Annotated in this window: 21 protein-coding genes and 1 other RNA gene; 17 read left to right on the forward strand and 5 right to left on the reverse strand. The window is 68.4% G+C overall.

What is annotated here, in order from left to right:
- Nucleotides 1-43: 43 nt before the first annotated feature.
- Nucleotides 44-709, reverse strand: coding sequence for a guanylate kinase (gmk, locus tag V9K91_RS01055; protein WP_093533650.1), 666 nt, complete (start codon nt 707-709; stop codon nt 44-46).
- Entirely contained in the window at nt 706-1566 is an 861-nt protein-coding gene (locus tag V9K91_RS01060) for a YicC/YloC family endoribonuclease (protein ID WP_249833042.1), read from the reverse strand. Before V9K91_RS01060 ends, gmk begins: the two co-directional genes overlap by 4 nt.
- A 120-nt stretch (nt 1567-1686) precedes the next feature.
- On the opposite strand from V9K91_RS01060, the gene rph reads away from it, so the two are divergent.
- From rph to pepQ, 7 genes are all read left to right on the forward strand, one after another.
- On the forward strand, nt 1687-2415 hold the full coding sequence (rph, locus tag V9K91_RS01065) for a ribonuclease PH (protein ID WP_336442557.1): 729 nt from the start codon (nt 1687-1689) through the stop codon (nt 2413-2415).
- Nucleotides 2412-2801, forward strand: coding sequence for a VOC family protein (locus V9K91_RS01070; protein ID WP_068853888.1), 390 nt, complete (start codon nt 2412-2414; stop codon nt 2799-2801). The genes rph and V9K91_RS01070 overlap by 4 nt, the downstream gene beginning before the upstream one ends.
- Nucleotides 2798-3391: an RdgB/HAM1 family non-canonical purine NTP pyrophosphatase gene (gene rdgB / locus V9K91_RS01075; protein ID WP_249833043.1), complete on the forward strand. Its 594-nt coding sequence runs from the start codon at nt 2798-2800 to the stop codon at nt 3389-3391. The genes V9K91_RS01070 and rdgB overlap by 4 nt, the downstream gene beginning before the upstream one ends.
- Before the next feature lie 58 nt (nt 3392-3449).
- A complete protein-coding gene (gene hemW, locus V9K91_RS01080; protein ID WP_249834384.1) occupies nt 3450-4661 on the forward strand; it encodes a radical SAM family heme chaperone HemW in 1212 nt (403 codons plus the stop codon).
- An 82-nt stretch (nt 4662-4743) separates the two neighbouring features.
- Nucleotides 4744-7200 carry a DUF1631 domain-containing protein gene (locus V9K91_RS01085; RefSeq protein ID WP_336442558.1) on the forward strand — a complete coding sequence of 819 codons (2457 nt, stop codon included), beginning with the start codon at nt 4744-4746 and terminating at the stop codon, nt 7198-7200.
- Nucleotides 7197-7544 (forward strand): PilZ domain-containing protein, encoded by a 348-nt coding sequence (locus tag V9K91_RS01090; RefSeq protein WP_249833044.1) that lies wholly within the window; start codon nt 7197-7199, stop codon nt 7542-7544. The genes V9K91_RS01085 and V9K91_RS01090 overlap by 4 nt, the downstream gene beginning before the upstream one ends.
- An 82-nt stretch (nt 7545-7626) precedes the next feature.
- Complete coding sequence (gene pepQ, locus V9K91_RS01095; RefSeq protein ID WP_249833045.1) at nt 7627-8952, forward strand: Xaa-Pro dipeptidase; 1326 nt, start codon at nt 7627-7629, stop codon at nt 8950-8952.
- A 661-nt stretch (nt 8953-9613) separates the two neighbouring features.
- Here pepQ and V9K91_RS01100 read toward each other — a convergent pair.
- Together V9K91_RS01100 and V9K91_RS01105 are read right to left on the reverse strand one after the other, a co-directional pair.
- Nucleotides 9614-10942 carry an aminopeptidase P N-terminal domain-containing protein gene (locus V9K91_RS01100; protein ID WP_249834385.1) on the reverse strand — a complete coding sequence of 443 codons (1329 nt, stop codon included), beginning with the start codon at nt 10940-10942 and terminating at the stop codon, nt 9614-9616.
- A 7-nt stretch (nt 10943-10949) separates the two neighbouring features.
- The gene (locus V9K91_RS01105) at nt 10950-11498 is read right to left on the reverse strand and encodes a UPF0149 family protein (protein ID WP_068853893.1); all 549 of its coding nucleotides are present in this window, start codon (nt 11496-11498) and stop codon (nt 10950-10952) included.
- Between the two features lie 129 nt (nt 11499-11627).
- Between V9K91_RS01105 and V9K91_RS01110 the strand changes: the two genes are divergently transcribed.
- The 8 genes from V9K91_RS01110 to V9K91_RS01145 all read left to right on the forward strand — a co-directional run bounded on the left by V9K91_RS01110 (nt 11628) and on the right by V9K91_RS01145 (nt 15658).
- Nucleotides 11628-11849 (forward strand): TIGR02449 family protein, encoded by a 222-nt coding sequence (locus V9K91_RS01110; RefSeq protein WP_068853894.1) that lies wholly within the window; start codon nt 11628-11630, stop codon nt 11847-11849.
- Complete coding sequence (locus V9K91_RS01115; protein WP_068853895.1) at nt 11846-12142, forward strand: cell division protein ZapA; 297 nt, start codon at nt 11846-11848, stop codon at nt 12140-12142. The genes V9K91_RS01110 and V9K91_RS01115 overlap by 4 nt, the downstream gene beginning before the upstream one ends.
- A 91-nt stretch (nt 12143-12233) precedes the next feature.
- Nucleotides 12234-12418: non-coding RNA, 6S RNA (gene ssrS, locus V9K91_RS01120), on the forward strand.
- A gap of 70 nt (nt 12419-12488) precedes the next feature.
- Nucleotides 12489-13064, forward strand: coding sequence for a 5-formyltetrahydrofolate cyclo-ligase (locus V9K91_RS01125; protein ID WP_336442559.1), 576 nt, complete (start codon nt 12489-12491; stop codon nt 13062-13064).
- Between the two features lie 8 nt (nt 13065-13072).
- Entirely contained in the window at nt 13073-13549 is a 477-nt protein-coding gene (locus tag V9K91_RS01130; RefSeq protein WP_068853897.1) for an EVE domain-containing protein, read from the forward strand.
- A gap of 25 nt (nt 13550-13574) precedes the next feature.
- Entirely contained in the window at nt 13575-14222 is a 648-nt protein-coding gene (gene rpiA / locus V9K91_RS01135; protein WP_336442560.1) for a ribose-5-phosphate isomerase RpiA, read from the forward strand.
- 47 nt (nt 14223-14269) lie between these two features.
- Entirely contained in the window at nt 14270-14725 is a 456-nt protein-coding gene (locus tag V9K91_RS01140) for a DUF192 domain-containing protein (RefSeq protein WP_068853899.1), read from the forward strand.
- 87 nt (nt 14726-14812) lie between these two features.
- The gene (locus V9K91_RS01145) at nt 14813-15658 is read left to right on the forward strand and encodes a SirB1 family protein (protein WP_249833048.1); all 846 of its coding nucleotides are present in this window, start codon (nt 14813-14815) and stop codon (nt 15656-15658) included.
- 137 nt (nt 15659-15795) lie between these two features.
- On the opposite strand, the gene V9K91_RS01150 is transcribed toward V9K91_RS01145, so the two are convergent.
- On the reverse strand, nt 15796-15987 hold the full coding sequence (locus V9K91_RS01150) for a rubredoxin (RefSeq protein WP_068853901.1): 192 nt from the start codon (nt 15985-15987) through the stop codon (nt 15796-15798).
- A gap of 72 nt (nt 15988-16059) precedes the next feature.
- Between V9K91_RS01150 and thiE the strand changes: the two genes are divergently transcribed.
- Entirely contained in the window at nt 16060-16707 is a 648-nt protein-coding gene (gene thiE, locus V9K91_RS01155; RefSeq protein WP_336442561.1) for a thiamine phosphate synthase, read from the forward strand.
- Nucleotides 16704-17993 (forward strand): glutamate-1-semialdehyde 2,1-aminomutase, encoded by a 1290-nt coding sequence (gene hemL, locus V9K91_RS01160; protein WP_336442562.1) that lies wholly within the window; start codon nt 16704-16706, stop codon nt 17991-17993. Before thiE ends, hemL begins: the two co-directional genes overlap by 4 nt.
- Nucleotides 17994-18009 lie beyond the last annotated feature (16 nt).

The following is an 18009-nucleotide window of genomic DNA, read 5'->3' on the forward strand; positions in this document are numbered from 1 at the left end:
GGCTGGACAAAATCAAGCCGACCGGCTACCCGCCCCTTGTGAATCAGTCAGTTGCCGTTGCGTCCTGGGTCAGCAGGGCCTGGATCAGGCCCGCGTGGCGGACCTTCTGGGACTCCCGGCGCAGGCGGCTGGCGGTGAAGATGGCGCACAGCTCGTCCACGGCGGTCTCGAACACTTCGTTGACGATGACGTAGTCGAAGTCGTTGAAATGCAGCATTTCCTCGCGGGCGGCGGCCAGGCGCTGGGCGATCACCGCCTCGCTGTCCTGCCCACGCTTGCGCATGCGGTCCTGCAGGGCCTGCTTCGACGGCGGCAGGATGAACACCGTGACCGTGCCGGGGACCAGCTGGCGGACCTGCTGGGCGCCCTGCCAGTCGATCTCCAGCAGCACGTCCTGGCCGGCCGACAACTGCGGCTCGACCGACTGGCGGGCGGTGCCCTTCCAGTCCCCGTGCACCCAGGCGTGTTCGAAGAAGTCGCCGGCGGCGATCATCCGCTCGAACTCGGGCGCACTGACAAAGTGATAGTGCTCGCCGTTCACTTCGCCCGGGCGCATCGCACGGGAGGTGAACGAGATCGACAGGGCGATCTGCGGGTCGCGCGCCAGGGTGGCGTTGACGATGCTGCTTTTACCGGCCCCGGACGGGGCGGCCACGATGTACAGCGTGCCGCGGGCCGGTTCCGGGCTCTGAAGGGGCTGGCTGCTCATTCGATGTTCTGCACCTGTTCGCGGATCTGGTCGATCAGCACCTTCAGCTCGACGGCGGCATTGGAGGTGCGGCTGTCCACCGACTTGGAGCCCAGCGTGTTGGCTTCGCGGTTGAACTCCTGCAGCAGGAAGTCCAGGCGGCGGCCGACCGGCTCGCGCTGCTTGAGCACGCGGCGGATCTCCACGATGTGGCTGCGCAGGCGGTCCAGCTCCTCGTCCACGTCCAGCTTCTGCAGCCACAGCACCAGTTCCTGCTCGGCGCGGCCGGGATCGACCGGGTGCGGCAGGTCGGCCAGCCGGGCCGACAGCTTGGCGCGCTGGCCATCGCGGATCAGCGGAATCAGGGTGGTGACCTCGGCGGCGATGCGCTCTACGCCATCGACGCGCTCCTGGATCGCCGTGGCCAGCTTGTCGCCCTCGCGCTCACGCGCCGCGACGAAGCCGTCCAGGCTTTCTTCCAGCAGGGACAGGGCCTCGGCCTGAAGGGCGGCGGCATCAACTGCCTCGCCCTGCATCACGCCTGGCACCTGCAGCAGCTCGGTGAAGCTCACCTGCAGGCTGGGGAAGCCCGGCGCCAGCCGGCTGGCCAGCTCGCCGAGCTGGGCCAGCAGCGCATCGTTGACCACCAATGCCCCGGTGACCTCCGGCGCGCGCAGGCGCATGACCAGATCGATCTTGCCGCGGCTGCAGCGGTTGGCGACACGCTCCCGCAGTTGCGGTTCAAGCGCACGCAGCTCCTCGGGCAGGCGCACGCCCACCTCCAGGAACCGGTGGTTGACCGAGCGCAGCTCACAAGCAAGCGTGCCCCAGGGTGTGGCGCGCTCGCCGCCGGCATAGGCGGTCATGCTTCGAATCATGCGGGTTTCCGGTGCTCTCAAAGTGCAAATGGTACCCTAGCGGTTCCTTTGGAGCCTCCTCGCCTGCCGGTCCCCGGTCCGGGCGCGGTCCCGCATCCCTCGTCTTACCGGAAGCCATCCATGTCCGATCCCCGTCCCAGCGGCCGCCAGGCCGACCAGTTGCGCGAAGTGCGCATCGAACGCGCCTTCACCCGCCATGCCGAAGGCTCGGTGCTGGTCAGCTTCGGTGAAACCCGCGTGCTGTGCACCGCCAGCGTGGAAAACCGCGTGCCGGGCTTCCTGCGCGGCAAGGGCGAAGGCTGGGTCACGGCCGAATACGGCATGCTGCCGCGCTCCACCCACACCCGCAACGACCGCGAAGCGGCGCGCGGCAAGCAGGGCGGCCGCACCCTGGAAATCCAGCGTCTGATCGGCCGCACCCTGCGCGCCTGCATTGATCGGAGCGCACTGGGCGAACGCACCCTCACCCTGGACTGCGACGTGCTGCAGGCCGATGGCGGCACCCGCACCGCCGCCATCACCGGTGCCTACGTGGCGCTGGTGGATGCGGTGAACTTCCTGATCAAGCGCGGCGACATCAAGCGCAACCCGATCTTCGGCGCCGTGGCTGCGGTGTCGGTCGGCATCTACCGCGGCACCCCGGTGCTGGACCTGGACTACGCCGAAGACAGCGACTGCGACACCGACATGAACGTGGTGATGAACGACGGCGGCGGCTTCATCGAGCTGCAGGGCACCGCCGAAGGCCACGCGTTCCGCCGCGATGAGCTGGACGCGCTGCTGGCGCTGGCCGAAAAGGGCATCACCGACCTGTTCGCGGCCCAGCAGGCCGCACTGGCGCAGCCGTGAGCCGGCGCCTTGCCCTGGTCACCCTGGTGGTGGCCGATTACGACGAGGCGATCGCCTGGTACACGGGCAAGCTCGGCTTCCATCTGATCGATGACATCGACCAGGGCAGCAAGCGCTGGGTGGTGGTCGGTCCTACCGACGGCAGCGCGGCGGCGCTGCTGCTGGCCCGCGCCAGCAATGAAGAGCAGCAGAGCCGGGTCGGCAACCAGACCGGTGGTCGGGTCGGTTTCTTCCTCAACACCGACGATTTTTACCGCGACCATGCCGCGATGACCGCGCGCGGCGTGGAATTCCTCGAAGCCCCGCGCGAAGAGCCCTACGCCACGGTTGCGGTGTTCCGCGACCTGTACGGCAACACGTGGGACCTGCTGGAGCCCAAGCAATGAAACTGGTACTGGCCAGCGGCAACGCCGGCAAGCTGAAGGAACTGCAGGCGATGCTGGCCGACCTGCCACTGGAAATCGTGGCGCAGGGCGCGCTGGGCGTGAGCGATGTGCCGGAAACCGGCCTGACCTTCGTCGAGAACGCATTGATCAAGGCCCGCCATGCCTGCACCAGCACCGGCCTGCCGGCGCTGGCCGACGATTCGGGCCTGATCGTGGATGCGCTGGACGGCGCGCCCGGTCTGTACAGCGCGCGTTATGCCGGCAGCCCGACCGATGACGCGGCCAACAACGCCAAGCTGCTCGACGCCATGCGCGATGTGCCGGCCGAGCGCCGCACCGCGCGCTTCTACGCGGTGATCGTGCTGCTGCGCCACGCCAACGACCCGCAGCCGCTGATCTGCGAAGGCAGCTGGGAAGGCGAGATCCTGGACGAACTGCGCGGCAGCCACGGCTTCGGCTACAACCCGCTGTTCCTGGACACGGTGCTGGGCCAGACCGCCGCGGAAATGGCACCGGATGTAAAGAACGCGATGAGCCACCGCGGCAAGGCGCTGCAGGTGTTGAAGCAGAAGCTGTCGGCGTTGATCTGAATCGACTGTTGATGATTTCCCGAGGGCCGGCCAACGGCCGGCGCTACCGATGAGCACGATGTCCGACACCGATTGCCACCACCTTCCGGGCGAAAGCTGCGACCACGACCACGCGGTGTCGCTGGTACCGCCGCCGCTGTCGCTGTACGTGCACCTGCCGTGGTGCGTGCGCAAGTGCCCGTATTGCGATTTCAACTCGCACCAGGCCAAGGGCGAACTGCCGTTCGAGTCCTACATCGACGCGCTGATCCGCGACCTCGACCAGGACCTGCCGCTGGTCTGGGGCCGGGTGGTGAACAGCGTGTTCTTCGGCGGCGGCACACCCAGCCTGTTCCCGCCGGAGGCGATCGACCGCTTCCTGCAGGCAGCTTCGGCACGGCTGCGCTTCGCCCCGAACCTGGAGGTGACCCTGGAAACCAACCCGGGCACGGCCGAGCACGGCCGCTTCGACCGCTACCGCGCGGCCGGGGTGAACCGGATCAGCTTCGGCATCCAGACCTTCAACGATGAGGCACTGCAGCGGCTGGGCCGCATCCACGACAGCGGCGAAGCCGAGCGCGCGGTGAAGCTGGCCCAGGATGCCGGTTACGACAACTTCAACATCGACCTGATGTACGCGCTGCCGCAGCAGACCCTGGCCCAGGCCGAGCACGACCTGGAACGCGCGTTCGCGCTGCAGCCCACCCACCTGTCGCACTACCAGCTCACCCTGGAGCCGAACACGGTGTTCTTCGCGCGGCCGCCGCAGGGCATTCCCGACGATGATTCGGCCTGGGACATGCAGGAGCACTGCCAGCGCCTGCTGGCCGAGGCCGGCTATGCCCAGTACGAAGTGAGCGCGTACGCGCGCCCCGGGCGGCAGAGCCAGCACAACCTGAACTACTGGCGCTTCGGCGATTACCTGGGCATCGGTGCCGGCGCCCACGGCAAGATCAGCTCCGGCGCCGGGCAGCACGTGCTGCGTCGCTGGAAGCACAAGCACCCGCAGACGTTCATGGACACTGCCGGCACGGCCGCGTCGATCGGCGGCGACGAGGTGATCGGCGCCGACCGCCTGCCGTTCGAATACATGCTCAACCTGCTGCGGCTGCACGAGGGCTTCCGGTTCAAGGACTTCGAGTCGCGCACCGGGTTGGACCGGGCGAGCATCGCCGCGCCGCTGCAGACCGCCCTTGCCAATGGCTGGATGACGGTGCAGGGCGACCATGTGCAGCCGACCGAGCTGGGCCGGCGCTTCACCAACGACGTGGTGGAGTTGTTCCTGGGCTGAGGATGTCGGGAGATCCCTTCTGGCGGGGACCCCGGGAAAACGTTAGATTCTGTGCTCTCAGGGGAGCCGGAACCTACAACGGATGTCTGCGTCCGCACCTTCATCGTCATCCGATCCGACCCGGTTCGCCGGGGTCGATGCACCGCCGCGCGTGCGCCGCCTGCTGGCGGCGCTGCACGCGCTGGCCGTGCAGACCCTGAGCACCCCGCTCAAGCTGACCATCGTGGAGCTGGAGCGCGAGCTGTTCCGCGATGCCGAACGCGCCCGCAACAGCCAGATCCAGGCCGACATCTACGCCCAGGCCCGGCGCCTGCACGACGTCAACGCGCAGTTCGCGCCGCGCTTCCTGGACGCGCTGGCCACGGCCCTGGCCAACCTGCGCGAACCGCGGGTGCGGCACGTGCCCGCCCCGAGCGCGCCGGTGGCGGCCACCACGCTGACCCTGGTCACCGACACCGATATCGACCGCGATATCGTGCTGGCCGACATCACCCGGCGCGAGGCGCAGCGCTCGGCCAGTGCGCTGCAGCTGCTCGGGCAGCGTTTCGGCGTGCTCGCCGCCGGCCCGGCGTTCGACGCCGAGGACCTGCCGTTCGGGCCCTACGTGCTGTGCCGGATCACCCGTGAGCTGGGCGAGGAATTCGCGCTGGGCCTGGAAACCCAGCTGGCGCTGTTCCGCGTGTTCGACCGCCAGCTGCTGGAACGCCTGGGCGAGCTGCTGGAACGCGCCAACGTGCTGCTGACCCATGAGGGCGTGCTGCCAGGGCTGGTCTACACCCCGTACCTGGCGCGCTCGGCCACCACGCGGCGGATCGTCACCGGCCCCGAGCGCGGGACCGGCGCGGCGCCCCCGCGCGAACCCGGCGGGGCGGGCGGACGCCCGCTCACCGGCTGGAGCGGTTCTGCCAGCAGCGGCAGCTGGGCGGCGATGACCAGCGAGGTGATCGGCCAGATGGCGCCATCGGCGCCGGCCGCTGCCGCTGAAGCGCCAGCGGATGCCGCCCCGGTCGACATGAACGCCCCGGCGTTGTCGGCCCTGCACCACCTGCTGGACGCCGCCCGGCATACCCAGGGCCCGGCGGGTCTCGGCCACGGCACTCCAGTGACGCCGGGCCAGCCCGGTACCGCCGCCGGCCCTGACACCGGTGGCGTGGAGGGAGCACAAGCCGCGACCGGGGCGTCGCCCCATGCGGAAGTCTCGGGGGCAGGTGAGCGTCCGGAACCGGTCGCGATCTCCAGCGGCAACCTGCACGCTACATTGGCCAAGCTGCAGGCGCAGTCGGCCGGCGTGCGCCGCACCATGGCCGACCTGCACAACGCCCTGCTCGCCCAGATGCGCGCCGACCACGGCCCGCAGGCCGCGCTGACGGTCAAGGACACCGACACCTTCGACCTGCTGGACATGCTGTACGGGCAGATCCACCGCGAGGTCCGCCCCGACGCGGCCGCCGTGGACCTGCTCACCCGCCTGCAGGTACCGGTGGCGCGCGCGGCACTGTCCGACCCGGCCTTCTTCGTGCGCGACCAGCACCCGGCCCGCGAGCTGCTCAACGCGGTGGCCGAAGCCGGCGCCAACTGGCTGGGCGAGGAGGATGTCGACCCGCAGCTGGTGCAGAAGCTGGACCGCGCCGTCGACAAGGTGGTCACCGACTACGAGGGTGATGCGGCGGTCTTCGAAGCGGCCAACGACGAGATCCAGCAGCACTTCCGGGCCCTGGCGCACAAGGCCGAGCTGGCCGAGCGCCGCCACGTGGAAGCGGCGCGCGGCAAGGAACGGCTGGAATCGGCCAAGCAGCAGGCCGGCGCCAGCATCGAACAGCTGTGCGCGCAGACCGCGCCGCCGCGGTTCGTGCAATCGCTGCTGAAGCAGGCCTGGTCGGACGTGTTGACCCTGACCCTGCTGCGCAGCGGCGAAGGCTCCGAGCAATGGCAGGCGCGCGAGCAGGAAACCGCACGCATCGCCGAGGTCACCTGCCAACCACCCGGCAGCGCCGGGAGTGATACCCAGCTCGGCGAGCAGGTCGAAGCGGCACTGCTGCAGGTCGGCTATCACCAGGACGAAGCGGCGGCGATCGCGCGCCGGCTGTCCACCCCGGGCGGTGAAGACGACAGCAGCTCACGCACCGAACTGACCGCGCGCATCCGTGCGCGCACCCGGTTGGGGGAGCAGGCCGAAGGCACCGAAGCCCGGCGCGAGGCGCCGCTGGCGCGCAGCCCCGCCGAGGAAGACTGTTACCGCCAGCTGCGCACGCTGCCGTTTGGCACCTGGTTCGAATTCACCACCAACCAGCAGGGCGACATGCGCCGCCAGCGGCTGTCCTGGTACAGCCTGATCACCGACAACGCGCTGTTCGTCAATCCGCGCGGGCAGAAGGTGGCCGAGCATTCGCTGGACAGCCTGGCCCGGCTGATGGTGCACGGGCAGGCGCGCCTGGTCAGCGAGGGCAAGAGCCGCCTGATCGACCGCGCCTGGCAGGCCACGCTGCGCACCCTGCGCTCGCTGGCGGGCACCCCGGCCACTGCAGAGACTGACGAATGAACGACGACACCCGCCGCGCGCCCCGCCGACAGGTGGCCGAGCAGGTGCCGGTGACCGACACGATGGCCGAGGCGGTGATCGGCCGGCTGGGCAATGTGTCCGAAACCGGCATGCTGATGATCTGTTCGGTGCCATTGACGCCGGACGGCAACTACCAGTTCCGCTTCGCCATCCAGGGGCCGAGCGGCCAACCGGTGCAGGTGGACGTGGGGGCGCACCTGCTTTGGATCGAACAGAGCAATGCGCCGGGCCAATCCTGGGCGGGCTTCCGCTTCCTCACGCTGAGCCGCGAGCACCGCGACCAGCTGCGCGCCTGGATCGCCGAGGAATCTTCGGCGGTGTGAGTGCCGGTTCCGGCACAGCGCGCACGGGCTGATTGCGGCAGAATCAGGGGCTGCATTCCGCACTGCCCTGTGAGCTTCCGCGATGAACCAGCCCGACCTCGCCGCCCTGTATTCCCATCATGTCCGCGTGCTGTGCCAACGCGCCGACGAGGCGCTGGCGCGCGGCGGCTTCGACCACCTGGTGATTCCCAGCGGCACGCTGCACTACCAGGCCTTCGATGACCGCGATTACCCGTACGCGGTGAACCCGAACTTCAAGGCCTGGCTGCCGCTGACCAAGGTGCCCAACAGCTGGGTGGTGTACACCCCGGGCCAGCGCCCGAAGGTGATCTTCCACCAGCCGTTCGATTACTGGCACGTGGTGCCCGATGCGCCCAACGGCTGGTGGGTGGAACACTTCGACATCGAGATCATCCGCACGCCGGACGAGGCGCTGGCGCTGCTGCCACGCGATGCGGCGCGCTGCGCGATCCTGGGCGAGCCGCAGAGCGCGCTGGGCGCGTTCACCCCGAACAACCCCGAGCCGGTGCTCCACTACCTGGACTGGCACCGGGCGTACAAGACGGCGTATGAAATCGCGCTGATGCGCCAGGCCCAGCAGCTGGGCGTGCGCGGCCACCGCGCGGCCGAGGCGGCGTTCCGCGCCGGTGCCAGCGAGTTCGAGATTCACATGGCTTACTGCCGCGCGGTCGGCCAGGATGCGAACGAGCTGCCCTACGGCAACATCATCGGGCTGAACGAACACGCTGCGGTGTTGCATTACACCGACCTGGGCCGCAGCGCGCCGCAGCCGCTGCGCAGCTTCCTGATCGACGCCGGCGCCAGCGCGTACGGCTACGCCAGCGATATCACGCGCACGTATGCGGCCGCCGGCCACGACGAGTTCCAGGCGCTGATCGATGCGGTCGATGCGGCCCAGCAGAAAATGGGTGCCGGCGTGCGTGCGGGCGTGGATTACAAGCAGCTGCACATCGATGCGCATCTGTCGCTGATGGGCATCCTGAAGGACTTCGGGGTGCTGAAGGTCTCGCCGGAAGCGGCGCTGGCCACCGGCGTCAGCGCGGCCTTCTTCCCGCACGGCCTGGGCCACCTGATCGGCCTGCAGGTCCACGACGTGGCCGGCTTCGCCGCAAGCGACCGCGGCGGCCGCGTCGAGCGCCCGGAAGGGCACCCGTACCTGCGCCTGACCCGCGCATTGGAACCGGGCATGGTGGTCACCATCGAACCGGGCGTGTACTTCATCGACATGCTGCTGGACGAAGTGAAGCAGCGCGGCCAGGGCGACAGCATCGACTGGGATCGCGTGGATTTCTTCCGGCCATACGGTGGCATCCGCGTTGAAGATGAAGTGCTGTGCACCGACGGCGATGCGGACAACCTGACCCGGCCGGAGTTTGCCAAGGCGTAACGTTGATCGACGCTTGCCCATGCAGCCGGGCTGTTGCCCGGCTGCTTCATGCATTTTGGCGAACAGCCGGTGCGCATCGAGTGGCCTGAGCTGGGCCGGCGGGTGCGGGTTTGCGGGACACGCCGTGAACCCATCCATGGGGGCTTGTAGAAAACATCCATGTTTTCTACAGTCCCGCAAACCCGCCCCCGCCGACCCTCGACGGTGTGTTGGGGGGCCACGGGAAGATCAACGGCAGTGCCGATCGTTTTCATGCGTCAACGGACGAGGTGGTGTTCCGTGCCGTCGTTTGGGAACCGACGCTACCGCCCCCAGCTCCATTCGCGTACCCGCCGCATAACCGGCCTCAACCCCATTCGCGCACCCGCCGCGTAGGGGCACGCCATGCGTGCCTGCTCTTGCCATCCGCACGCTGCCATCTGTTGGGGGAGGCCGGCGGGCAGCCCCTGTAGGGACTGTCAAAAACATGGATGTTTTTGCCAAGCCCACATGGGTGAAGGCGCACTGCTTGCGAGGCACTGCCTCGCGTGCGACTGAACGCACAGCCGCTGGCGGCTGGGCCGGGGCCCGGAGGGCGGTTTACGGCGTGTCCCGTAAGGGGCTGCCCGTCGGCCTCCCCAGCACGTAGCAACCGAAACGCTGCTCTTGCCTTGGACTCGAATCAGCCAGCAGCGTTCATTTCCTGCTCGATCTCATCAGCACTTCGCGCCAGACCAGCCGTCAGCACGTGATGCCCGCTGTCGGTGATCACCACGTCATCCTCGGTACGGATGCCGATGCCGCGCCAGCGCGCTTCCACGCTGCGGTCGTCGGCGCTGATGTACAGGCCCGGCTCGATGGTGAACACCATGCCCGGCTCCAGCAGCCGCGAATCGCCGGCCAGGCGGTAGTCGCCCACGTCGTGCACGTCCAGGCCCAGCCAGTGCCCGGTCTTGTGCCGGTAGAAACGCTGGTAATGGCCGTCGGCAATGTTCTCTTCCAGCGTGCCGGTGAGCAGGCCCAGCCGCAGCAGGCCTTCGGTGAGCGTCTGTACCGTCGCCAGGTGGCCCGCCTCGTAGGGCACGCCCGGCTTGGCCTGCGCGAGTGCTGCCGCCTGCGCCGCACCGACCAGATCGTGCAGCGCGCGCTGTTCGGCCGTGAAGCGACCATTTACGGGGAACGTGCGCGTGATGTCGCTGGCGTAGCCGCGGTACTCGGCACCCGCATCGATCAGCACCAGCTCACCATCGCGGCTGCGCGCGTTGTTGGCGCGGTAATGCAGGATGCAACCGTTGGCGCCGGTACCCACGATGCTGCCGTAGGCCGACCACGCATCGTTGGCTCGGAACTCGCGCTCCAGGTCCGCCTGCAGCTCGTACTCGTGGATGCCCGGCCGCGCCGCGCGCATCGCCACCCGGTGCGCCTGCACCGTGATGTCGGCCGCGCGCTGCATCAAGGCGATCTCCGCGCTCGACTTGAACAACCGCTGCTCGTGCAGCAGGTGGCCCAGTTCCAGGAATTCATGCGGCGGCTGCGCGCCATGCCGCACCTGCGAACGCACCCGGTTGACCCAGCCGATCAGCTTCAGGTCGAACTCGGCGTCGCGCCCGAAGTGGTAATACACGCGCGAGCGCCCTTCCAGCAGGCCCGGCAGGATGTCGTCCAGATCGTCGATCGGGTACGCATCGTCCATGCCGTACTGCGCCACCGCGCCTTCCTGTCCGGCGCGTGCGCCATCCCACGCTTCGCGGTCGGCGTCGCGCTCGCGGCAGAACAGGATGACTTCGCCGTGGCGGCGGCCAGGAATCAGCACCAGCACCGCATCCGGCTCCGGGAAGCCGCTCAGGTACCAGAAGTCCGAATCCTGCCGGAACGGATAGTGCGTATCCAAGCTGCGCACCCGCTCCGACGCGGCCGGCAGCACCAGGATGGCGTCATCGCCCGCCATTTCCATCAGCGCCTGGCGGCGCCCCGCGTATTCGGCCGCGGTGATGCCGGTCAACTCGCGGATATCCATCTCAGTTCAGGCGCTGCCGGTGGCGCACGGCCATCACGCAGTCACCGTGCAGGATCAGCACCGCCACGCGGATGAACTCTTCGATTTCGGCGAGCGCGTCCTCGTCGTCATCGTTGCCGCTTTCAAAATCCTCGCTCGAGGCCTGGGCCAGCTTGGCCAGGTCGTTGAGCGCCTCTTCGCCTTCTTCGGACAGGGTGGGACGCTGCTGGCCCGCACCCAGGCCGAAGCCGCCCAGGAACGCACGCGCCCAGGTGAACAGCGCATCGGCCTGCGCGGCGGTGTCATCGCTGTCGCTGAGCAGCAGCTCGAAGGCGAAATCCCGGTCCTCCAGCTGCGCCACGCTGGCACCCAGCAGCCGGTCCAGCGCATCGCCTGCGGTCGGGGTGGGCAGGTTGTCGTCGGCCAGCACACGGGCCGGCCACTCGGGCACCGGCGCGCCGCCGGCCGCCAGCCAGCCGCACAGGCCTCCGTGGAGCTCCGCGGCAGTAGCGCCCAGGCCGGCCGCCTGGCTGGCCTGGTTTACGTCGTTGACACTCGGAAGTTCGGTCATCTTGGGGCTCGATCTGATGGGTCGGCGGCGCCGCCGGCAACCCTGGGTTGGCAGCGTCACAGTGTATCAATCCGCCCCTTGTCATTATTAGCTTGACCGGCTCCACCCCGCTTGCCTATCGTGCCGGACATGGAACCCGCCGATGCCATCGCCCAATTGCAGGCCTTTGCCGCCCGGGTGGAGGCGTTGCTGGACCGCAACCAGCGCCTGGCCGAGGAAAACCGCAGCCTGCGCCACCAGCAGGAACAGCTGGTCAACGAGCGCTCGCAGCTGCTGGCCAAGAACGAGCAGGCGCGCTCGCGGGTGGAAGCGATGATCACCCGGCTCAAAAGCCTGGAGCAGCACACATGAGCCAGACCGAACCGGTCAGTGTCCGCATCCTGGACCGCGAATACACCGTGGGCGTGGGCGCCGAAGAGCGCGAAAGCCTCACCGCCGCCGCGCGGCTGCTGGACGCCAAGATGCGCGAGATCCGCGGCAGCAACCGCATGGCCGCCGTGGACCGCGTCGCGGTGCTGGCCGCGCTGAACCTGGCGCATGAACTGCAGCAGCTGCGCGACGACCATGCGCGCCAAGGCGTGGCCCTGCAGCAGACGCTGGCGGATCTGAACAGGCGGTTGGACCGGGCCCTCGACGCGGGCTGAACTGCACGCGTTTTTCATTGTTCTGAATTGGCACGTAATTGGACCGACGAACGGGGTATCCGATCCGGTCCGGTTGGCTATAATGGCCATGCGTTCTCTGCTGTGAACGACGGCGTGTGCAAACATTCGCCTTGTCCCTTAATTACGACCACGGGTGCGCGACGTCGCCGGGAGTGCAGGTCCGCCTTGTAGCGGGAAGCCCAATGGAGGCCCAGCGTACCCACTTGAACCCCGGGTTCAAGGTCGTTTCGCACGCATCGTCACCGCGGAGAATGCAGTATTCCTGCAAGAGCGACGTTCCACTGGAACGTCGCTCTTGTTTTATCCGGCCTCAACGGACCCAGGCATGACCGACCCGCGCTCCGCACTGCGCCAGCAGCTGCGCCAACGCCGCCGAGACATTCCCGCCGCGCAGCGCCTGGCCGCCGCCGAACTGCTAGCCGATGCCCTGCTTGCATTGCCCTTCGCGCCCACCCACGGCTTCGTGGCCGGGTACTGGGCACTGGATGGCGAAATCGCGCTGCACCGCTGGCAGATGCGTCTGCCCGACACCGCCACCTACTGCCTGCCCGTGCTGGCCGGCGACACGCTGCGCTTCGCGCCGTGGCGCCCGGGCCAGCCGCTGACCAGCAACCGCTTCGGCATTCCAGAACCCGACATCGCCGCAGGCGACACCCTCGCGCCGGACCAGATGACGCTGGTGGTAGCTCCGCTGGTGGGCTTCGACGCGCAGTGCCGGCGGCTGGGCATGGGAGGCGGCTGGTATGATCGCAGCTTCGCATTCCGCAACCAGCGCCCGGCCCCGCCGTGGCTGGCCGGCGTCGGTTTTTCGGTCCAGCAGGTCGATGAGCTGCCCGTGCAGCCGTGGGACGTCGGCGTGGATGCGATCTGTACCGACACCACCACGTACCTTCCCCGATAGAACGACGCATGACCGCACGCAAGCGCTACTGGCTGATGAAGTCCGAACCGGACGCCTTTTCCATCGATGACCTCAAGCGCGTGGGCCAGGAACCCTGGAACGGCGTGCGCAACTACCAGGCGCGCAACTTCATGCGCGATGGCATGAAGGTCGGCGACGGCATCCTGTTCTACCACTCCAACACCAAGGTGCCGGGCATCGTGGGAATCGCCACGGTCGCCACCGAGGCGTATCCGGACGATACCCAGTTCGATCCGAAATCGGACTATTACGATCCCAAGGCCACCCGCGAAACGCCACGCTGGCTGCTGGTGGACGTGGCCTTCGAGCGCAAGCTGCGCGACACCATTTCGCTGGACGAAATCAAGCTGCATGCCGACGCGCTGGGCGAAGGGTTCCCCCTGATCGCGCGCGGCAACCGCCTGTCGATCCTGCCGGTGACCGCCGCGCAGTGGAAGCTGCTGCTGTCGCTCGAAAAACACTGACCTTTTCCTTCACGAGTTTCCCGCCATGTCCGAAGCCAAACGCCTCGCCGCAGAAAAAGCCCTCGAATACGTCGAAGACGGCATGATCGTCGGGGTCGGCACCGGCTCCACCGTTGCCTACTTCATCGACGGCCTGGCCCGCATCCAGCACCGCATCAAGGGCACCGTGTCCAGCTCCGAGCAGAGCACCGCGCGCCTGAAGCAGCACGGCATCGAGGTGCTGGAACTCAACCACACCGGCGGCCTGTCGCTGTACGTGGACGGCGCCGACGAGTGCGACGGCAACAAGTGCCTGATCAAGGGCGGTGGCGCCGCGCTGACCCGCGAGAAGATCATCGCCGAGGCCAGCGAGCGCTTCGTGTGCATCATCGACCCGACCAAGCAGGTGCCGGTGCTGGGCAGATTCCCGCTGCCGGTGGAAGTGATCCCGATGGCGCGCAGCCTGATTGCCCGCCGCATCATGGACATGACCGGCGGCCAGCCGGCCTGGCGCGAAGGCGTGGTGACCGACAACGGCAACCAGATCCTGGACATCCACCACCTGCAGATCACCGACCCGGTGGCGCTGGAGCGCGAGCTCAACCAGCTGCCCGGCGTGGTCGCCGTGGGCCTGTTCGCGCGCCGCCCGGCCGATGTGGTCATTGTTGGCGGTGAACCGCCGATGGTGTTCTGATATCCACCGTCGGCACGCCCGTGCCGGCTCTTCTGCGAGGATCGCCCATGCCCTTCATGCGCCTGCTGCTGCCGCTGCTGTTGCTGCTCACGTTGTCCGGCTGTGCCAGCGCCGGTGCCAGCCATTGGGTGGAACTGGGCGGGGCCCGCTACCAGGTGGAACTGGCCACCAACGATGAAAGCCGCACGCGCGGCCTGATGTTCCGCGACGAGATGCCCGCCGACCACGGCATGCTGTTCGTGCATGACCGCCAGGAGCTGCAGGCGTACTGGATGAAGAACACCAAGATCGCGCTGGACATCCTGTATTTCGATGACCAGCGCCGGCTGGTGAGCCAGCAGCGCGATGTGCCGCCGTGTTCGGCCGGCGACCGCTGCCCGCCCTACCCCAGCAGCGGCCCGGCCCGTTACGTGCTGGAACTCAACGCCGGCCAGGCCGAGAAGCTGGGCCTGCAGGATGGCGCGGTGCTGACCTTCGGCCCGGGTATCGCCGACAAGCCCTGAACCGGGCTGGCGGGCACGCCCCGCCAGTCCCGGAGTTTTCACGCGATCCCGCTTGAATCGGGCCGCGTTTGTCGCCAGTCTGTGTCCATGCAGGCGCCAATGACATTGCCGGCGTGGGACTCCCTGGCCGAACTGGACGACGAGGCGCTGCCGCTGTTGCCCACGGCGCTGCTGATCGCCCGCGACGAATACCCCGACCTGGACCCGCAGGTCTATGACGCGCTGGTGCAGAGCCACGCCGACCACCTGCGCACCGAGGTGGACACGATCGAGCATTGGCCGCTCAAGATCGCGGCGGTCAATCGCCACCTGTTCGATGAACTCGGCTATGGCGGCGACCATGGCGAGTATTACGACCCCCGTAACAGCTACCTCAACCAGGTGTTCGAACGCCGGCTGGGCAACCCGATCTCCCTGGCCATGGTGCAGATGGAAGTGGCGCGGCGGCTGGGCATTCCGCTGGACGGCGTGTCCTTCCCCGGCCATTTCCTGGTGCGGCTGCCGGTGGACGACGGGATGCTGGTCATGGACCCGTTCAACGGCGGGCGGCCGCTGGACGTGGAGGAGCTGCGCGAACGGGCGCGCTCGCACCTGGGCGGCGAAGTGCCCGATGACAGCGTGCTGGCGCAGATCCTGGATGCGGCCCCGGCGCGGGCGATCCTGATGCGGATGCTGCGCAACCTGCACGGCGTATATGTGGAGCGCAGCGAGTGGGACCGCGCCGCGCGCAGTGCCGACCGCCTGCTGAAGCTGGCCCCGGAACAGGACGATGCCCTGCGCGACCGCGGGCTGGCCTACCTGCAGCTGGACTACCAGGCCGGCGCACGCCAGGACCTGGCGCTGTACCTGCAGCGCAACGGCCAAGCCAATGATGCGCAGTGGGTACGGGAAAAGCTGGTGGAGATGGGCGGGCGTCTGCCGCGCCTGCATTGAACATGGGACGCCCGCCGCATGGGACGCCCGCCGGTAGAGCCGACTGTCAGTCGGCTGCTCTTGGCGGGGTCGCAAAACGTAGCAGCGCTGCGCGCTGCAGCCGACTGACAGTCGGCTCTACCCGCTAACGCTACCGGTCAATCGATCTCGACCATCTCGAAATCGTCCTTGGTCACGCCGCAATCGGGGCAGGTCCAGGTGTCGGGCACGTCTTCCCACGCGGTGCCCGGGGCGATGCCCTCTTCGGGCAGGCCATCGACTTCCCTGTAGATGAAGCCGCAGACAACGCACATCCAGGTGCGGAAGGTGGTGGCGGTGGCGTCGGTCATCGGATAATCAGGCGTTGGGCAGTACGGTCATAGGCCATTGTCCCACTCCCGCCGTTCTACCGGTAGCCATCGATGACGCTCCCTGCTTCCCCGGCCGCGCCCGCGCGCGGCGTGTACCTGATCACCCCCGACGACGCCGATACCGCCCGCCTGCTGGCCCGCGTGGCGCCGCTGCTGGTCGCCGGCCCAACCTGGCTGCAGTACCGCAACAAGACCGCCAGCGACGCGCTGCGCCGCGAGCAGGCACAGGCCCTGCAGGACCTGTGCACCGCGCACGGCGTGCCGCTGATCATCAACGATGACCCGGCCCTGGCCCTGGAGGTCGGCGCGGCCGGCGTGCACCTGGGCGGCACCGATGGCGACATCGGCGCCGCGCGCGCCCTGCTCGGCCCGGCCGCCATCATCGGCGCCTCCTGCTACGACCAGCTGGACAACGCCGAACGGGCGCTGGCCGCCGGGGCCAGCTACGTGGCCTTTGGCGCGTTCTTCCCGACCACCACCAAGGTCACCAGCAGCCGCGCCCACCCGGACCTGCTGCGGCAAAGCGCCGCACTCGGGGTGCCGCGGGTGGCGATCGGGGGGCTGACGCCGGACAATGTGGGCCCGATCATCGCCGCCGGCGCCGATCTGGTGGCCGTGGTCAGCAGCGTCTTCGCCGCCAACGACCCGGTGGCCACCCTGCACGCCTACCTTGCTTGTTTCCAGGACCCTTCCGCATGAAGCACGACCAGTCCCACGCCCTGTTCACCCGCGCCCAGGAACTGCTTCCGGGCGGCGTCAATTCGCCGGTGCGCGCGTTCAAGTCGGTGGGCGGCGAGCCGTTCTTCGTCGAGCGCGCCGACGGCCCCTACCTGTACGACGTCGACGGCAACCGTTACATCGACTACGTGGGTTCGTGGGGCCCGATGATCGTCGGCCACAACCACAGCGCGGTGCGCCAGGCGGTCAAGCACGCGATCAACAACGGCCTGTCGTTCGGCGCGCCGTGCGCGGCCGAAGTGACCATGGCTGAAACGCTGACCCGGCTGGTGCCGTCGTGCGAGATGGTGCGCATGGTCAATTCGGGTACCGAAGCCACCCTGTCGGCGATCCGTCTGGCGCGCGGCGCTACCGGCCGCAGCCGCATCGTGAAGTTCGAAGGCTGCTACCACGGCCACGGCGACTCGTTCCTGGTCAAGGCCGGCAGCGGCATGCTGACCCTGGGCGTGCCGACCTCGCCGGGCGTGCCGGCCGGACTGAGCGAACTCACCCTGACCCTGCCCTACAACGATTTCGAGGCGGCCACCGCGCTGTTCGCCGAGCAGGGCGCGGACATCGCCGGCCTGATCATCGAACCGGTCGTAGGCAACGCCAACTGCATTCCGCCGCGCGACGGCTACCTGCAGCACCTGCGCGCGCTGTGCACGCAGTACGGCACGGTGCTGATCTTCGATGAAGTGATGACCGGCTTCCGCGTGGCGCTGGGCGGCGCGCAGGCGCACTACGGCATCACCCCGGACCTGACCACCTTCGGCAAGATCATCGGCGGCGGCATGCCGGTGGGTGCCTACGGCGGCCGCCGCGAGCTGATGTCGCAGATCGCCCCGGCCGGCCCGATCTACCAGGCCGGCACGCTGAGCGGCAATCCGGTGGCCATGGCCGCGGGCCTGGCGATGCTGGAACTGGTGCAGGAACCGGGCTTCCACGACCGCCTGTCGGCGGCCAGCGCGCGCCTGTGCGCCGGGCTGGAAGCTGCGGCGGCCGATGCGGGTGTAGCGGTCACCACCAACCAGGTGGGCGCGATGTTCGGGCTGTTCTTCACCGACCAGAAGGTAGAAACCTACGCCCAGGCCACGGCCTGCGACACCGCCGCGTTCAACCGCTTCTTCCACGCGATGCTCGAGCGCGGAGTGTTCCTGGCCCCGTCGGCGTATGAGGCCGGCTTCCTGTCCAGCGCGCACGATGACAGCATCATCGACGCAACGATTGAAGCCGCGCGCGAGGCGTTCAAGGTCGCCAAGGGCTGAGCAGCCCGGAGGTTTG

The sequence above is a fragment of the Stenotrophomonas sp. CCNWLW57 genome (assembly GCF_037203925.1).
In the GTDB taxonomy this organism is placed as follows: Bacteria; Pseudomonadota; Gammaproteobacteria; order Xanthomonadales; family Xanthomonadaceae; genus Stenotrophomonas; species Stenotrophomonas rhizophila_A.

Bases quoted from the DNA above. Each gene is read 5' to 3' on its own strand.
- gmk (WP_093533650.1), bottom strand. From the start codon at position 709: ATGAGCAGCCAGCCCCTTCAGAGCCCGGAACCGGCCCGCGGCACGCTG.
- rph (WP_336442557.1), top strand. From the start codon at position 1,687: ATGTCCGATCCCCGTCCCAGCGGCCGCCAGGCCGACCAGTTGCGCGAA.
- V9K91_RS01060 (WP_249833042.1), bottom strand. From the start codon at position 1,566: ATGATTCGAAGCATGACCGCCTATGCCGGCGGCGAGCGCGCCACACCC.
- V9K91_RS01125 (WP_336442559.1), top strand. From the start codon at position 12,489: ATGACCGACCCGCGCTCCGCACTGCGCCAGCAGCTGCGCCAACGCCGC.
- V9K91_RS01130 (WP_068853897.1), top strand. From the start codon at position 13,073: ATGACCGCACGCAAGCGCTACTGGCTGATGAAGTCCGAACCGGACGCC.
- pepQ (WP_249833045.1), top strand. From the start codon at position 7,627: ATGAACCAGCCCGACCTCGCCGCCCTGTATTCCCATCATGTCCGCGTG.
- rpiA (WP_336442560.1), top strand. From the start codon at position 13,575: ATGTCCGAAGCCAAACGCCTCGCCGCAGAAAAAGCCCTCGAATACGTC.
- thiE (WP_336442561.1), top strand. From the start codon at position 16,060: ATGACGCTCCCTGCTTCCCCGGCCGCGCCCGCGCGCGGCGTGTACCTG.
- hemL (WP_336442562.1), top strand. From the start codon at position 16,704: ATGAAGCACGACCAGTCCCACGCCCTGTTCACCCGCGCCCAGGAACTG.
- V9K91_RS01115 (WP_068853895.1), top strand. From the start codon at position 11,846: ATGAGCCAGACCGAACCGGTCAGTGTCCGCATCCTGGACCGCGAATAC.
- V9K91_RS01140 (WP_068853899.1), top strand. From the start codon at position 14,270: ATGCCCTTCATGCGCCTGCTGCTGCCGCTGCTGTTGCTGCTCACGTTG.
- V9K91_RS01085 (WP_336442558.1), top strand. From the start codon at position 4,744: ATGTCTGCGTCCGCACCTTCATCGTCATCCGATCCGACCCGGTTCGCC.
- rdgB (WP_249833043.1), top strand. From the start codon at position 2,798: ATGAAACTGGTACTGGCCAGCGGCAACGCCGGCAAGCTGAAGGAACTG.
- V9K91_RS01090 (WP_249833044.1), top strand. From the start codon at position 7,197: ATGAACGACGACACCCGCCGCGCGCCCCGCCGACAGGTGGCCGAGCAG.
- hemW (WP_249834384.1), top strand. From the start codon at position 3,450: ATGTCCGACACCGATTGCCACCACCTTCCGGGCGAAAGCTGCGACCAC.
- V9K91_RS01105 (WP_068853893.1), bottom strand. From the start codon at position 11,498: ATGACCGAACTTCCGAGTGTCAACGACGTAAACCAGGCCAGCCAGGCG.
- V9K91_RS01110 (WP_068853894.1), top strand. From the start codon at position 11,628: ATGGAACCCGCCGATGCCATCGCCCAATTGCAGGCCTTTGCCGCCCGG.
- V9K91_RS01145 (WP_249833048.1), top strand. From the start codon at position 14,813: ATGCAGGCGCCAATGACATTGCCGGCGTGGGACTCCCTGGCCGAACTG.
- V9K91_RS01150 (WP_068853901.1), bottom strand. From the start codon at position 15,987: ATGACCGACGCCACCGCCACCACCTTCCGCACCTGGATGTGCGTTGTC.